Source organism: Sellimonas caecigallum, from assembly GCF_019754295.1.
Taxonomy (GTDB): domain Bacteria; phylum Bacillota; class Clostridia; order Lachnospirales; family Lachnospiraceae; genus Sellimonas; species Sellimonas caecigallum.
In genome coordinates, this window is record NZ_VIRV01000014.1 from 23,535 (window position 1) to 39,411 (window position 15,877).

The following is a 15,877-nucleotide window of genomic DNA, read 5'->3' on the forward strand; positions in this document are numbered from 1 at the left end:
ATATAATTATATAGTTAGATAAATTATTTTAGGGGATAGGAAAAATATACGTAAGGGAGAAAAAACAAGTATGAAAAAGGTATTGTTTGTAGCGACAGTGGTACGTCTACATATTAATATGTTTCATAAGCCGTTTATCAAGTGGTTTCATGACCAGGGGTGGCAGGTTGATGTGGCGGCAAATAATGATTATGAAAACAAAGCAGAATGTGTTATTCCATATTGCGATCATTTTTACTGCCTTCCATTTGAAAGAAGCCCATTTAAGAAAGGAAATCTCGACGCTTATTTTCAGCTGAAAAAGCTTTTAGAAAAGGAAAACTATGATATTATCCATTGCCATACTCCAATGGGAAGTGTTATTACACGACTCGCGGCTGGAAAGACCAGAAAAAGGGGAACCAAGGTAATTTATACGGCACACGGTTTCCATTTTTTTAAGGGCGCTCCTATTGTAAACTGGCTTATTTATTATCCTATTGAGAAAATTCTTGCCCGTCGAACAGATTTGCTTATTACCATGAATCAGGAAGATTACAAAAGGTCTCAGACTTTTAAAGCGAAGCGAACCGCACTTGTAAATGGTGTGGGGTTGGATCTAAATAAGTTTGTAGTGGCTTCTCCGGAAGAAAAACAGGAAGTTCGTCGTGCATTCAGATTGAACGATGAAGATATATTTGCGGTATCTGTTGCACAGCTTATTAAGAGAAAAAATCATATAGTATTGATTCAGGCAGTAGAGAAGTTGAAGAATCCACATTTCCATTTGTTTATCTGCGGAGATGGGATACAGGAGGCAGAGCTAAAGGTAAAAGCCAAAGAGCTTGGCGTAGAACATCAGATACATTTCCTTGGTTTTCGGAAAGATGTATATAAAATCAGCAGTGCAGCGGATCTCTTTTTATTTGCATCCCTGCAGGAGGGCCTGCCAGTGGCGATAATGGAAGCTATGGCATGTGGTTTGCCGATTGTAGCGTCAAAAGTGCGGGGGAATTATGATTTAATTGATCAAGGAAGAGGTGGATATCTGGTAAACCCAATGAATGTGGATGGTTTTGTAAAAGCTATTCATAAAATGACAGAAAATAAAAAAAGACTAGAGAGAATGAAACGGTATAATCTGAAGAAAGTCCAGAAGTATAGCATTGATGCTGTGGTGGAACAGATGGCAGAATTATACCGGGGCATAATGTAATATGAGGTATGGATAGATGATTTTTCAATGGCAGTTATTTGTTTTACTAATCATAGTAGTAGCATTTGTTGAGACAACAGGACAATATAAAATTGTGAATTCTTACGGCATTTATGAAAAAAGATATGATTGGCTGCCAGTTCTCATAATAACGGTACCGCTGATTTATTTATCAGGAACAAGATCAACTACACTTGTACATTTTGGTGATACTGCTGCATATTTATCAGGGTTTAGTGAAGCTCCAACTTCTTTGTCAACTTTATTTACGCGTGTTACAGAGGATTCAAAAGATATAGGATTTTTAGTATTTACTACTGTTGTTAAAAGCATAATCGGCGATAGGGAGATAGTGTACTTAACATTAATTGCAACGATATCTCTTACATGTGTTATGTATACTTATAAAAAGTATTCTTGTAATTTTGCTATTTCTGTGTTCCTTTTCATTGTGTCATCTGATTACCTTCAATGGACATACAATGGAATACGTCAGTTTATTCCAGTGTCAATACTATTTGCATGTGCGGGTTTATTTATTAAAAAGAAGTATGTTCCACTAATCATTTTAATATTGCTTTTATCCACCATTCATGCTTCTACTTTGCTGATGCTACCTATGATATTTATTGTTCAGGGAAAGCCGTGGAATAAGAAAACGATGCTGTTTGCAGTCGCTGTTGTAGTTGCAATTGCATTTGTTGATCAGTTTACTGATTTGATAACAACGTTTATGGAAAATTCGCAGTATAGTGGCGAGGTTGATCAGTACCTGAGTACAGAGGGCACAAGTATTCAACGAGTTATGGTTTATTCATTGCCGGCTATTTTGTCTTTGATTTTCAAGAAACGTATTGAGCAGGTTAAAAATCCTTTAATCAATTTGGCTTCCAATATGTCATTGATAGCGGCACTTTGCTATGTGTTGTCTGCGTTTACAAGCGGACAATTTTTAGGGCGGATCCCTATATTTTTTTCGTTATATAACTATATTTTAATCCCATGGATCATACAGCAGTACTTTACGAAGAATTCAGTTAGAATTATTTATATTTGTATGATTGGAGCATATATGATTTTCTACTATTATCAAGTGCATATAACATGGGGATTATAAGGGGAAATATTTATGGCGAGTTTAATTTCAATAATAATACCGATATATAATTCAGCCAGTTATTTGGGAAAATGCCTAGATAGTATATTATCACAGACATATGCAGATTTTGAAGCTATCTGTATTGATGATAATTCTACAGACAATTCGCTGGAGATTTTGCAAAAGTATTCAGAAAAGGATGCTCGTATAAAGGTAATCCATAAGAAAAATGAGGGCGTGTCTTTAGCAAGAAATGTTGGATTGGATGTTGCGCAAGGCGAGTTCTTGCTTTTTGTAGACAGCGATGATTGGATTGAAAAGTGCACTTGTGAAATCGCAATTCAAAAGATACTTCAGGAAGAGGCCGATGTTATAATATGGCCATATGTTAGAGAGCGAGGAAACGAGAGTAAAAAGAAAGTGATTTTTAATCACGATACTATTTTCGATCAAACCAGTATTCAAGAAAAACTTCATAGAAGAATGATTGGCATTATAGATCAAGAATTGGAACAGCCTGAAAATGCAGATGCATTATGTACTGTTTGGGGGAAACTATACCGAAGGAGCATAGTTGAAGAAAATCATCTTAGATTTTATGATATTCGGAAAATCGGAAGCTATGAAGATGGATTGTTTAATTTGCAGTATTTCCAGTATGCAAATAAGGCAATATATGTAAATCAATATTTTTATCATTACCGTAGAACAAACGCTTTTTCTATTACTGAAGTATACAATTCAGATTTAAATAGGCAGTGGGAAAGTCTTTTTAAAATAATGGCAGATTATATTGCGGATTATAATTTGAATGAAAAATATGTACAAGCATTAAAAAATCGGATCTCTTTAAGTTTAATACCGCTGGGAATAAATGAAATCTCTCAGAAAGGTTTAGTGAAGAATAAGATAGTCGGCATAAAAAGAATAATCTGCAGTAAGGGATATAAATCAGCTATCAAAACACTAGATATAAAATTTATGCCATTTCACTGGAAGATATTCTTTATGGCGGCAAAAGCAAAGAATGCATTTGCTGTATTTGTTCTGCTTAGTATAGTGCAAAGGATTAGAGGAAAATAGAATGGATTGTTCAAAAAAAGTATCAATTATAATGGGTATTTATAATTGTGAATCTACGTTAAATGACTCTATAAAATCAATTATAAATCAGACATACTCAAATTGGGAATTTATTATTTGTGACGATGGATCAACTGACGATTCGTTTCAGATTGCAAAGAGTTTTGAAGAATCAGATCCTAAAAGGTTTAAAGTAATTAGAAATAGTAAAAATAGAGGACTAAATGCAACATTAAACCGATGCTTGAAGATTGCAGATGGAGATTATGTGGCAAGAATGGATGGCGATGATTTATGTGATCCTGTACGGTTTCAAAAAGAGGTTGATTTTCTTAATTCCCATCCAGAATATGCTATTGTTAGTACGTACATGACTACGTTCGATGAAGGTGGAGAATGGGGCTGTATTAAAACGCTTGAATATCCTCAAGTGAAGGATTTCCCAATACATGTACCGATGTTTTGTCATGCGGCTTGTATGATTAGGCGAGAAGCTTTTCTAGACGTACAGGGATATACAGAAGATAAAAGACTATTAAGAGTAGAAGATTATCACTTATGGTACAAATTCTATGCCAAGGGATATAAAGGATATAATATCCAAGAAGCTTTATATAAAATGCGAGATGATCGGAATGCGCTTCACAGACGAACTGCTCAGGCAAGATTCAATGGTATATATGCAGCATTCGTTGGATTCAAAATGGTTCATATTCCAAAATGGATGTATGTCTATGCTATAAAAAATGCAGTAATTGAAATTATTAAGATAATTATTCCGGATTCAATGTATGATTTCTTTCATAAAAAAAGGTTAGGACAATGACAAAAGTTTTATTTTTGATTCCCAATCTGGGAAGTGGAGGAGCAGAAAAAGTACTTGTAAATTTAGTGAATTATATGGATTCTAATGCATTCGACATAACAGTTATGGCTCTTTATAACGAGGGGGTTAATAAAACGGAACTGGCTGAGCATATTCGATATAGATATTGTTTTGAATCATCCTTTATCGGGGTGGCTCATGTGCTAAAACTATTTTCTCCGGAAAGATTATTTACTAAATTTATTAATGAAAAATATGACATTGTTATTTCATATTTAGAAGGTCAGACGGCCAGAATTATAGCGGGATGCAAAAGCCAGGCTAGTAAAAAGGTGTGTTGGATTCATCGCACAATGACAACTATGGAAGATGCTGCAAGATTATTTCGGAGTAAAAAAGAGGCGGTGAAATGTTACAGTAGTTTCGATGCAATTGTATCGGTTTCTCAAGATGTTCAGAAGTCGTTTATGAGATTATTCCCTTTAGAAGAGAGGGGCAAAGTATTATATAATACCAACGAAAGCAATTTTATTTTGCAGGAAGCAACTGAGTGTATAGATAAACCTAGCCTTTTTAAAGAGAATGAAATAAAAATTTGTGCTGTTGGAAGTTTGATTCCAGTGAAAGGGTTTGAAAGATTAATAAAAATTCATATAAAATTACGAATAGAAGGATATCCAGTTCATACTTACATTTTAGGAGAGGGAAGTGAAAAGAATAATCTTATTAATCTTATACAAAAAAATGGAATGTCCGACAGTATTACGTTATTAGGATATCAAAAAAATCCATATAAGTATATGAAACATTGTGATTTATTTGTATGTTCATCATATTCAGAGGGGCTTTCAACGGCTGTAACTGAGGCATTAATCTTAGGAATTCCCGTAATTACAACCAAGGTATCAGGAATGGAAGAATTACTTGGAAGTAAAAATGAATATGGGATAATTGTAGAAAATGATGATATATCACTATATAATGCCCTGAAGTGTATACTCAAGGATAAAGACTTATTGAATTATTATCGTGGACAGGCACGGATACGTGGAAAAAAATTTGAAACACAAAAAACTGTGAGGGAAATAGAACAATTTTTTGTTAGTCTGATGGAGTAATGATATTAAATGCAAATACTGAGTAAAGTGAAGAAGATATGGGTACAATGTAATCCGTTGGCAAAAATTAGAAAAAGGAGTATGAGAAAACAATTACATAATAAAAATATTACGTTTTTATGTCCGAATTGTATTGGAGGTATCCTATTTCATGATTTAGGACTGCGCTTTATGTCCCCAACTGTAAATTTAATGATGACACAAACAGACTTTGTAAAGTTTGTTCTTAATATGGAATGTTATCTTAATGAAAAATTTGTATTTTATACGGATCCAGAATATAGTTGTCCTTGTGCACATTTAGGTGATATAGATGTACATTTTACACATTATCATACGGAACAGGAGGCGGAAAATAAGTGGAAAGACAGGATTAAGCGTATACAAAAAGAAAATATATTTATTTTCCTTGAAGAACGGGATGGTTTGACAAAAGAAGAGATTTTGAAATTATGTACATTGAAAGTTAAAGGTATTGTAGTATTTACTGCAAATGAATACGAAGATATTCCGTATGCGGTTTTTTTAAAGAAATATCAAAAACAAGGAGAGGTTGGTAATATTTTAAAAAGATCGATAATCAATGATTCAAGGGAATATGAGCGTTATTTTGATTTTGTAAAATGGTTTAATGATGCTAATGGAAGCGATTATGATATTTCAACATTTGTGCGTTAATAGGTTAAGAGGATGCTTATGATAGATATAGATTATTCTGTAATAATTAGAACAACAGGGAAGGCTCATGAAAAATATCAGGGGCTTTTGGATTCGATTAAGAGATTGAAGCCATTACCTAAAGAAGTGATTGTTGTCTTACCGGAAGGATTTGATGTTCCAAATGAAAATTTAGGGTATGAAACTTTTTATTTTTCGCCTAAAGGGATGGTTATTCAAAGACTAACTGGTATAAGAAAATGCAAAAGTAAATATGCCTTAATTTGTGATGATGATGTGATGTTTGATGAAAATTTTGTACAGAAATTGTATCGCCCCATCGAAAAAGGGCTTTGTAAAATCTCTATTGCACCGTTGTATTCTTTTCTACCGCGAAGGGGATTTAATACGATCCTATGTACACTTATGGCAAATGCAGTTCCTACACTGTTTCATCAAAGACGATATATTACGGTGTTACGGTCAACAGGATATTCATACAACCGTCATTTAGATCGTAAAAATACAAAATATTATGTGACTCAATCAGCCCCCTGGACTTGTTTTTTTGGAGAAGTACAGACAATACGTGATATAAAACTCGAAGATGAAAAATGGTTGGATATGCATGGATATTCGGCTATGGATGATCAGACTATGTTTTATAAAGCGTGGTTGCAAGGAGAAAAAACAGTGACTGTATCGGACGCTTATTATATCCATTTAGACGCGAAGACCTCGCGGAAGAATAACAGGAATCCGGTTTTCTATTCTTGTGGATTTAACAGGGTCGTTTTTTGGCATAGATTTATATACAATCAGGAGAAAAATAGAATAAAAAAGGGCTGGGCCTTCGTTTGCTTTAAATATTACTTACTTTGGCTGCTTCTTTTTGATGTATTTGATGTGTTAAGAAAAAGATTATCGTTAGAAGAATTTAAGGTTAAAAGGAGTGGTTACAGAGAGGGATGGAAGTATTTAGAAACCTTGGAATATAAAAATTTACCAGCTATATTAAAACATTAATGTAAAGACTTGATTGAGGGTTTAATGTTAAGGTGGGGTAAAACAGTATGGATTTGATTAGTGTTATTGTTACTTGCTATAATGGTGAGAAGTATATTAAAGATTGTTTGGAAAGTATTTGCAGACAGACGTATAAGAATTTGCAGATTATTATTGTTGACGATGGGTCACAAGATAAAAGCTGGAGTATTATTCAACAGTATGCGTCAAAAGATACTCGTATAACTGCAATATCGAAAAAAAATGGAGGAGTTTCTTCGGCTAGAAATTGTGGGTTGAAATGTGCAAGAGGAAAATATATTTCTTTTATTGATGGCGACGATACAATAGAGCCTGACATGTATGAATTCCTTATGCAATATATTATGCGGTATAAAGTGAGTATAGTACATTGTGCTTACAATAGAGTTGAACAGGACAGAACAATTCCCGTTAACGGAACTGGGAAAATATACGTTCAAAATCGAGAAGAAGCATTAAAATGTGTGATATTAGGCGAAATTTTTGTGGGGAGTCTGTGTAATAAGCTGTTTAACCGAGAACTGTTTAATGGAATATATTTTGATGAATCGCTGAAGATCAATGAAGATATTTTAGTAGCATATTATCTATTTAATAAGGCGGAAAAGTCAGTATATATAGATGTGCCAAAGTATAATTACATTATTCATAAGAGTTCGGCTTGCAATACAGAGAGTGTAATAAAAAAGGGTAAGGACACTGTTAAGGTCGCCGGGATTATTTATAATGATTGTTTAAATACGCCAATGGAATCATGGGCACGAGAAAGATTGGTAAATATGCTGATTTTTCAATATAGAACAACCTCTAAGTATTCAAGAGAATCAAAGAAGAAAATAAAGAATATAAGCGGAGATATTTGGAAGATGTATCGAGCAGGGACAAACTGGAGTCAAAGAATAAAAATTAATGTATATCTTCTACATTATGTCCCTTTTTTATATAAGATTCTATATCAGGTAAATGACAAATTAAGAAAACCGAATTGGGATGTTTGATGATGGATAAAGAGAAACTCAGTATTATAGTTCCTGTCTATAAAGTGGAACAATATTTAGATGAATGTATAAAATCTCTAGTTAATCAAAGTTATAAAAATATAGAAATTATTTTGATTGATGATGGTTCTCCTGATCGGAGTGGAGAAATTTGTGATGATTGGGCGCGTAATGACAACCGTATATATGTTATTCATAAAAGCAATGAAGGGGCTGCAAAGGCAAGAAATGAAGGTCTTAGGATTGCTAGTGGTAAATATATAGGATTTGTAGATAGCGATGATTATGCTTCTCCATATATGTTTGAAACGCTAATTCATTTAATGAGCTCTTATCATTGCGATATAGCAGAATGTGGTTTCTGTAAAACGGATACTAGCCATTTGAAATTCGACAAAAATATAATTGATATGCCTAAGATTGTTGATTCTGAGACTGCATTAAAATATCATATACAGGATAAATTATTTAAACAGACTATATGGAATAAAGTGTATAATAAATCTGTAATTGTTCCGTTTACAGAAGGTAAATATATTGATGATGAATTTTGGGTGTATCAGGTAATCGGAAAAAGTAAACGATTAATTTCTGTTAATGCTAAAATGTATGCATATAGGCAACAGGAGCAAAGTGTGATGCATGCAGGATATTCATTGAAAAGACTTGATGCATTGGAAGCAAAAAAAAGGCGGTGCGAATATATTAATATTAATTTTCCATCTTTAGATATAGAAGCAAGGAACAGTTTATTTTTCAGTTGTGTTTATCAATATCAGATGGTCTTAAAATATCTATCTGGAAAAGATAAAAAAGACGCAATTTGCATTATTATGAAGTATGTGAAAGAATCTCAAATAAAAATGAAAGATTTAAGCATAGTACCATGGAAACAAAAAATATGGGGGATTTTGCTAAAGATATCTTTTAGTGGAACATGCAGGATTAGAAATATATTACATTATGGATTTTAGTGACTTGAGGGAATAAGATGAAAGTTACAGTTTTTACACCTACATATAATAGGGCCTATATTTTAGAAAGGTTGTATAATTCATTAAAACGACAGACTCTTTACGATTTTGAATGGCTTGTACTTGATGATGGATCGACAGATTCTACAAGTCGGTTGTTTGAAAAATGGAAAAAGGAAAAATTACCTTTTAACATAGTTTACTATAAAAAAGACAATGGAGGTAAATGCAGGGCAATAAATTGGGGGCTCCAATATGCCAGAGGAGAGTTGTTTTTAGTTGTGGATTCAGATGATTATTTGTCAGAGGATGCAATAGAAAAGATTGCAGAGTGGTCAAACACAATTAAAGAAAAAGAACAGTTTTGTGGATTTGCTGGGAATTGGAGTTACGGAGGTAGAGAATCTGAGAATCCTTTATTTGATGTCAAATATAAAGACTGCACATTTTTGGATCGTTATCCAAGAAAAGAAAATGACTTTTTTTTTATAGGACACGACCGTGCGTGGATCTTTTATACAGAAGTCCATAGAAAATATTTATACCCTGTATTTCCAGACGAAAAGTTTATGACTGAAGCGGTTGTTTGGAATCGGATGGCAAAAGATGGGTTAAAGATTCGGTGTTTTAATGATGTTATTTATTATTGTGAGCATCAAGAAGATGGATTGACTAATTCTAGCAGGAGCAATTTCCTTAATAATCCAAAAGGGTATGGCTTGTGGTTGTCTGAAAGAAGTAAAATCTTAAAAGAATCCTATAGACAGAGATTGAGGATGTATTATTCATTTGCTTGCGATTTAGAAGGAAAAACATGTAAAGACATTGCGACATTTATTAATACATCGTATTTCTTAATTTTATTATGCCGTTTTATCCATAATGTTTTGAAGAAAATGAAATAAGTTATGAAAGCAACAGACAGTGATGATGAAGATATGTTTTATAATTCCATACTTTGGTACATTACCTAATTATTTTCCACTTTTTTTAAAATCATGTAACTACAATCCAGGCATAGACTGGCTGATTTTTAGTGACGATGTCAACGAATATAGCTATCCATCAAATGTACATAAGGTTACTATGTCATTTTCAGAGATTCAAGAGAAAATCCGTGAGAAATTTGATTTTGAGATAAGACTGAAAGCACCTTATAAACTGTGTGACTATAAAGTTGCATATGGATTTATATTTGAAGAATATTTAAAGCCGTATGATTTCTGGGGATATTGTGATATTGATCTTATATTTGGAAATATTCGCAAGTTTATACCTGAATCAATATTGGAGCAATATGATAAAATAGGGCATCTAGGACATTTTTCTTTATATAAAAATTCATTTGATAATAATACCATATTCATGGAACATGTTGGAGGAAGAAAAAGGTATAAGGAAGTTTTTTCAACAGACAGAGTATGCGTATTTGATGAGTGGGACGAAGTAAGCATAAACGATATTTTTTTAAGAAAAGGGAAAAAAATATATTTAAAAACAATTTGGGCAGATATATATCCTTTTGATAGTTATATGAGAATGGTGGAATACGATACCGATTTGAGGTTAAGTATAAAAGGAAATGAGAATTGCTTTTTTTATTGGAATAATGGCATACTATTTGCAAAATGGAAAACCTTTCTTAAACAAGATGAAAAAGAAGTTATGTATGTTCATTTGCAAAAGAGAAAGATGAGTATGGAAAATAACCTTGTTTACGCCAAATCTTTTTATGTTTTTCCAGATAAATTTCTAGATGGGAATAAGAATGTAAAATATCAGTATTTTATTAGTTGTACTTTGCGGAAAATATTCAATATAAAAAAAGCTATTCATGGATATTATACACTAAGATATTGGCTGATAAAAACAACAAGTCCATTGCGACATAAAATAAAGAACTATGCGACAAAACAAGTAGGTGATTAAAATGAAAAACGTTAAGTTGTATACACATAGTGGAAGTGAAAATCATGGGTGTGAAGCAATTGTAAGGGCAACGGCACAATTGTTGCCTTATAATCTGGATTTGTATTCTTTGTCACCGGAAGAAGATAAAAAATATCTTATTAATGAAAAAATAAATATTATCCGAGATAAAGTAGTCGAATTGCAGAAGCCTACATTGAAATATTACCTTTCGGCTGTGGAAATAAAATCGAGACATACGACTATACTCAGTACTAGATTTCGAAGGCCAGCATTGTTTTCAGATGTGCAAAAGGATGATCTGTTCCTTTCTATAGGGGGAGATAATTACTGTTATGCTGGTACAGAGGTCTTAGGAGATATTAATTATTTATTGCATAAAAAGGGCGCCAAAACCGTTCTCTGGGGGTGTTCAATTGATCCGGATGTTTTAAAGAAAAATGTAGTTGAAGATCTGAATAGATATAATTTAATCACGGTAAGAGAAAGTCTAACCTATGAAGCTTTGCAACAAAAAGGAATAAAAAATTTGATTTTATGTTCTGACCCAGCTTTTACTTTGCGGATAGAGGAGACAACATTGCCAGAGGGGTGCGTTCCAGAAAAAATGGTGGGCATTAATGTCAGTCCATTGGTTGAACAATGTGGGGAAGATACGTTGGTTATTGATAATTATATAAAATTAGTTAAATATATCTTAACTGAGACAGATTTTTCTGTGATATTAATCCCACATGTCGTTTGGGATTATAGTGATGACAGAAAGAGCCTTAACAAACTTATGGAGAAATTTAAAGATTCAGGTAGAGTTTATATGATTCCCGACTGTAATTGTATGCAGTTAAAAGGTTATATTTCAAAATGCAGGTTTTTTGTAGGGGCAAGGACACATGCCACAATAGCGGCATATTCTACAGAGGTTCCTACACTTGTAGTTGGATATTCTATAAAGGCAAGAGGAATAGCTAAAGATATTTTTGGAACAGACGAGAATTATGTAATCTCAGCGCAAAACTTTGGAACGGAGAATGATCTTAAGAATGCTTTTGTATGGTGCTTGGATCGGGAGAAGGAAATTAAAAATCATTTGAAAAGAATAATGCCTGCTTATTGTAATAAGGCATATTTGGCAGCTGATGCTTTAGAAAAACTTATTTAGGAGATGCCTAGAAAGATGAAAGTAAATCAATTACGTGCTGGTGTTGTAATGACCTACTTGAATATTGGTTTGGGAAGCCTTATTCCGATTATTTATACTCCAATTATGCTGAGAATACTAGGGCAGGCAGAATATGGATTATATAGCCTTGCCAATTCTGTAGTTGGCTATCTGTCATTATTGACCTTTGGGCTAGGGAGTACTATTGTTCGTTATGTAGCTAAATATAGAGCAGAGGGGGATAAAGATGGAGAAGAGAAAGCGATAGGGCTTTTTATTGTAATGTATTGCTTTCTGGCAATTTTAGTATTAATTGGAGGAGCTGTTATTTCATGCAATGTAGAACCTATTTTTCATAGAGGGCTGTCAAAAGCGGAAATTGAAAAAATTGCTGTTTTGGTTCAAATAATGGCATTTAATACAGCTATATCTTTTCCGATTAGCGTATTTGGAAGTATAATCATGGCCCATGAACAATATATATATCGGCAAGCAGTTAATATCTTGTCAACAGTAGCTGTTCCTTGTGTGAATATTGTTGTGTTATATATGGGCTTAGGATCTATTGGCTTGTCGATTGTTAGCACTGCGTTGCAGTTTTTAATGTTGCCATTAAATGCAGGATATTGTTTTAAAGTTCTTAAAATAAAACCGCAATTTAAACATCTTCCGATTACATTAATTAAAGAACTGGTAAGATTTTCTTTTTTTGTATTTGTTGGCTCGATTGTCGATATGCTATTTTGGGCAACTGATAAAGTTATTTTAGGTATGTTTACAAGTACAGCAGTTGTTGCAGTGTATAACATAGGAGTTACATTTAACACTATGATGACAAGTATTTCAACAGCTTTCTCAGGTGTTTTAACACCTAAAATAACGGTTATGGTTACAAAACATGCTCAGCCAGAACAACTTACAGAATTATTTATTCGTATTGGAAGATTACAATATCTTATAATTGCCTTGGCTTTATCAGGATTTATTGTTTTTGGGCGTGAGTTTATATTGTTATGGGCTGGGCCTAGATATGAGCAGGCGTATTATATTGCGATAATTACGTTAATTCCGCTATCAATTCCGTTGATACAAAATACGGGGTTGAGTATTGTAATTGCTCAGAATAAGCATCAGTTTAGAAGTATTGTTTACTTAATTATTGCTATTGTTAATGTTATGAGTACATATTGTGTTGTTCCATATTTAGGAGGGGTAGGGGCTGCACTTTGTTCTGCTATTTCTTATATTATAGGACAAGGAGTGATTATGAATATTTACTATTATAAAGTGACTATGATTAATATTCCTCTCTTTTGGAAAAATATTATTTTATTGACCATTATTCCATTCATAATGACAATAGCTGGACTTTGTGTTTTTTACTATTTTAAATTGAATTCATGGTTAATTTTATTTAGTGCAATTATTATTTATTCCTTGCTTTACATTTTGCTTATGTTTAAATTTTCCATGAATTCTTATGAAAAAGATATAATATGGAAACCACTATCGAAAATAATATTTAAGGGGAGGAAATAGACAAGAAAAAATGAAAGATGAGTTAGTCAGTATTATAGTTCCAGTATACAACACTGAAAACTATATAGATATATGCGTCAAATCGATTGTTAATCAGACTTATAGCAATATAGAGATTATATTGGTGGATGATGGTAGTACAGATGCCAGTGCTAAATTATGTGATGATTGGTCGATAAAAGATAAGAGAATTACTGTATTACATCAAAAGAATTCTGGAGTATCTGCCGCAAGAAATAGCGGTATAGAGTATGCTTCTGGAAAATGGATTATGTTTGTAGATGCAGATGACATTATTGATCATGAATTAATGGATGATCTTGTAAAAACAGTAATTGAAATGGGTGTTAAAACATCGTTATGTGGCTATAGACGATTTATTGACGAAGAACAGTTGCATTTTGATCTCAAAATAGAAAAAAGCAATAAGTTATTGATTTCGACAGACCAAATTAAAAATATACGACAAGGATATTTTGGCTGGGGCATATTATTTGATAAAGAAATTTTAGATACAAACCATTTAAGATTTGATCCAGAATTGAAAAATCTTGAGGATGTTTATTTTTTATCAATATATTCCATGTTTATTGAAAATGTAGGCTATATCAAGAAACAGAGTTATTATTATCGGATTACTGCGGGTTCAATTACCAGTAAGTGCGTGGATGCTAAATGGCAGATAAATTCGTGGAATAAGCTCTTGACTTCATTTGGAGAATATTTGTTGGATAATCATTTAAATGCCAGACAATATCAAAATGTTTTGGCAATGAGAAGACATTGTATAAATAATTTGTGGGCTGAATGTTTAAATGCAAATTTGGGATATAAAGAGAGCATAAAGCTGATGAAAAATTTTAAAAGGGTTCCATTTCAAACAAGTAAAAGGCTCAGTGGTATGATTCTATATTTGGCCGAATTTGTACACGGAAGAATACCTGTGCTTGAGTTTTTATTATATAGTTTGGTATTAAGGCGAAAATAGATTCATAATAAAAAGAGGGCGTTATAAGGGAGGAATTTAATTTGAGAAGTAATTATTGCGTTTTTAAAATGGATTCTAGGTCTAGAAAAAAAGGAAATAAATGTAATACTTTTCAAATTCCGCGAAATTGTACAGGCTGCCATGCCTGCGTGAGTATATGTCCGAAAAAATGTATATTAATGCAAGATGCCGGAGAAGGTTTTCTTTTCCCCATAATTGATACTGAAGAATGTATTCATTGTAATCAATGTGAGAGAGTCTGTCCGATATTGCAGGACGAGTCCCAAAGTTCAAATACACAGACATTTGCAATAAAGAGTAAAGAGGAAGATGAAAGGAGAAATAGTACATCCGGAGGAGTATTTCCGCTTCTGGCGGAACAGGTTTTGGATAAAGAAGGAGTTGTGTTTGGAGCAGCATACGACGAAAATTTTGCAGTTAAGCATATTGCTGTTACCGATCATACTAAACTTCCTCTTCTTCAAGGTGCAAAGTACGTACAGAGTACTATTGGAAACTGTTTTATAGAAGCAGAGAGGGAGTTAAAATCCGGACGGCAGGTTCTTTTTTCAGGAACTCCGTGCCAGTGTGCCGGTTTAAAATCTTTTCTAAAAAAAGACTATGCTAATCTGATTACTGTAGATCTGATCTGTCATGGTGTGCCGTCTCCTAAGCTATGGCAGGATTATATTGATTACCGCTCTGCAAGAGAAAATAATGGAAAACGCCCGCTAAGAATAAATATGCGATCCAAGGTAAGCGGTTGGAGCAGATACGGATATTCTACGGAATTTGATTATGGCCATGGAAAGATTACTCAAATACATAATAGTCAAGATCTGTTTATGAAAGCTTTTGTAGGAAATATATGTTTACGTACTTCTTGTAGTAAATGTAAAGCAAAAGGTGTAGAGCGCTGTACAGATTTTACCCTTGGAGATTACTGGGGCATATGGAATCAACACCCGGAGTTTGATGACAATAAAGGAACAAGTGTGGTGTTTGTTCGTTCTCGTAAAGGAATGGCTTTATTAGAGCAGATTCAGGACAAAATGGAGTGCTTGAAAGTTGATGTAGAGGATGCCTATAGAGAAAATGGCAACTTGGTAAATTCCTCTCAAGTTCATGAAAGAAGAGAAGACTTCCTTGCACAGGTAACGCCAGACAATTTTGAAGAACTGGTAAGAAAATATTTCCCCAAGGATTCGGAAAAGAGCCTGGGATTATTGTGGAGGATTAAAAGAAAACTGGACAGACTGTTTTGA

Annotated in this window: 15 protein-coding genes; all 15 read left to right on the forward strand. The window is 33.3% G+C overall.

Annotated features, from left to right (window positions below):
- The first annotated feature begins 70 nt into the window (after positions 1-70).
- From FLB61_RS09540 to FLB61_RS09610, 15 genes are read left to right on the forward strand one after another with little or no spacing between them, the layout of a single operon-like run.
- The gene (locus FLB61_RS09540) at positions 71-1,195 is read left to right on the forward strand and encodes a glycosyltransferase family 4 protein (RefSeq protein ID WP_221919988.1); all 1,125 of its coding nucleotides are present in this window, start codon (positions 71-73) and stop codon (positions 1,193-1,195) included.
- Between the two features lie 16 nt (positions 1,196-1,211).
- Positions 1,212-2,312 (forward strand): EpsG family protein, encoded by a 1,101-nt coding sequence (locus FLB61_RS09545; RefSeq protein ID WP_221919989.1) that lies wholly within the window; start codon positions 1,212-1,214, stop codon positions 2,310-2,312.
- Positions 2,313-2,324: 12 nt separating this feature from the next.
- Positions 2,325-3,377 (forward strand): glycosyltransferase family 2 protein, encoded by a 1,053-nt coding sequence (locus FLB61_RS09550; RefSeq protein ID WP_221919990.1) that lies wholly within the window; start codon positions 2,325-2,327, stop codon positions 3,375-3,377.
- Position 3,378: 1 nt separating this feature from the next.
- Positions 3,379-4,203 (forward strand): glycosyltransferase family 2 protein, encoded by an 825-nt coding sequence (locus FLB61_RS09555; RefSeq protein WP_221919991.1) that lies wholly within the window; start codon positions 3,379-3,381, stop codon positions 4,201-4,203.
- Positions 4,200-5,321: a glycosyltransferase gene (locus FLB61_RS09560; RefSeq protein WP_221919992.1), complete on the forward strand. Its 1,122-nt coding sequence runs from the start codon at positions 4,200-4,202 to the stop codon at positions 5,319-5,321. The genes FLB61_RS09555 and FLB61_RS09560 overlap by 4 nt, the downstream gene beginning before the upstream one ends.
- Positions 5,322-5,330: 9 nt before the next feature.
- Positions 5,331-5,999, forward strand: a complete 669-nt coding sequence (locus tag FLB61_RS09565; RefSeq protein WP_275952210.1) for a DUF1919 domain-containing protein — start codon at positions 5,331-5,333, stop codon at positions 5,997-5,999.
- Positions 6,000-6,017: 18 nt separating this feature from the next.
- Complete coding sequence (locus FLB61_RS09570; RefSeq protein WP_221919994.1) at positions 6,018-7,004, forward strand: glycosyltransferase; 987 nt, start codon at positions 6,018-6,020, stop codon at positions 7,002-7,004.
- 47 nt (positions 7,005-7,051) lie between these two features.
- On the forward strand, positions 7,052-8,023 hold the full coding sequence (locus FLB61_RS09575) for a glycosyltransferase family 2 protein (RefSeq protein ID WP_221919995.1): 972 nt from the start codon (positions 7,052-7,054) through the stop codon (positions 8,021-8,023).
- Positions 8,023-8,997, forward strand: a complete 975-nt coding sequence (locus FLB61_RS09580) for a glycosyltransferase (RefSeq protein WP_246599188.1) — start codon at positions 8,023-8,025, stop codon at positions 8,995-8,997. Before FLB61_RS09575 ends, FLB61_RS09580 begins: the two co-directional genes overlap by 1 nt.
- Before the next feature lie 17 nt (positions 8,998-9,014).
- Positions 9,015-9,902, forward strand: coding sequence for a glycosyltransferase family A protein (locus FLB61_RS09585; RefSeq protein WP_221919996.1), 888 nt, complete (start codon positions 9,015-9,017; stop codon positions 9,900-9,902).
- A 22-nt stretch (positions 9,903-9,924) separates the two neighbouring features.
- A complete protein-coding gene (locus FLB61_RS09590; RefSeq protein WP_221919997.1) occupies positions 9,925-10,926 on the forward strand; it encodes a DUF6625 family protein in 1,002 nt (333 codons plus the stop codon).
- A gap of 1 nt (position 10,927) precedes the next feature.
- Positions 10,928-12,085: a polysaccharide pyruvyl transferase family protein gene (locus FLB61_RS09595; RefSeq protein WP_221919998.1), complete on the forward strand. Its 1,158-nt coding sequence runs from the start codon at positions 10,928-10,930 to the stop codon at positions 12,083-12,085.
- A gap of 15 nt (positions 12,086-12,100) precedes the next feature.
- Entirely contained in the window at positions 12,101-13,624 is a 1,524-nt protein-coding gene (locus FLB61_RS09600) for an oligosaccharide flippase family protein (protein WP_221919999.1), read from the forward strand.
- Positions 13,625-13,634: 10 nt separating this feature from the next.
- Positions 13,635-14,612 (forward strand): glycosyltransferase family 2 protein, encoded by a 978-nt coding sequence (locus FLB61_RS09605; protein WP_221920000.1) that lies wholly within the window; start codon positions 13,635-13,637, stop codon positions 14,610-14,612.
- Between the two features lie 41 nt (positions 14,613-14,653).
- Positions 14,654-15,877, forward strand: a complete 1,224-nt coding sequence (locus FLB61_RS09610) for a Coenzyme F420 hydrogenase/dehydrogenase, beta subunit C-terminal domain (RefSeq protein ID WP_221920001.1) — start codon at positions 14,654-14,656, stop codon at positions 15,875-15,877.

Coding starts and splice junctions, on each gene's coding strand:
- FLB61_RS09540 (WP_221919988.1), top strand. CDS start 71: ATGAAAAAGGTATTGTTTGTAGCGACAGTGGTACGTCTACATATTAAT.
- FLB61_RS09545 (WP_221919989.1), top strand. CDS start 1,212: ATGATTTTTCAATGGCAGTTATTTGTTTTACTAATCATAGTAGTAGCA.
- FLB61_RS09550 (WP_221919990.1), top strand. CDS start 2,325: ATGGCGAGTTTAATTTCAATAATAATACCGATATATAATTCAGCCAGT.
- FLB61_RS09555 (WP_221919991.1), top strand. CDS start 3,379: ATGGATTGTTCAAAAAAAGTATCAATTATAATGGGTATTTATAATTGT.
- FLB61_RS09560 (WP_221919992.1), top strand. CDS start 4,200: ATGACAAAAGTTTTATTTTTGATTCCCAATCTGGGAAGTGGAGGAGCA.
- FLB61_RS09565 (WP_275952210.1), top strand. CDS start 5,331: ATGCAAATACTGAGTAAAGTGAAGAAGATATGGGTACAATGTAATCCG.
- FLB61_RS09570 (WP_221919994.1), top strand. CDS start 6,018: ATGATAGATATAGATTATTCTGTAATAATTAGAACAACAGGGAAGGCT.
- FLB61_RS09575 (WP_221919995.1), top strand. CDS start 7,052: ATGGATTTGATTAGTGTTATTGTTACTTGCTATAATGGTGAGAAGTAT.
- FLB61_RS09580 (WP_246599188.1), top strand. CDS start 8,023: ATGATGGATAAAGAGAAACTCAGTATTATAGTTCCTGTCTATAAAGTG.
- FLB61_RS09585 (WP_221919996.1), top strand. CDS start 9,015: ATGAAAGTTACAGTTTTTACACCTACATATAATAGGGCCTATATTTTA.
- FLB61_RS09590 (WP_221919997.1), top strand. CDS start 9,925: ATGATGAAGATATGTTTTATAATTCCATACTTTGGTACATTACCTAAT.
- FLB61_RS09595 (WP_221919998.1), top strand. CDS start 10,928: ATGAAAAACGTTAAGTTGTATACACATAGTGGAAGTGAAAATCATGGG.
- FLB61_RS09600 (WP_221919999.1), top strand. CDS start 12,101: ATGAAAGTAAATCAATTACGTGCTGGTGTTGTAATGACCTACTTGAAT.
- FLB61_RS09605 (WP_221920000.1), top strand. CDS start 13,635: ATGAAAGATGAGTTAGTCAGTATTATAGTTCCAGTATACAACACTGAA.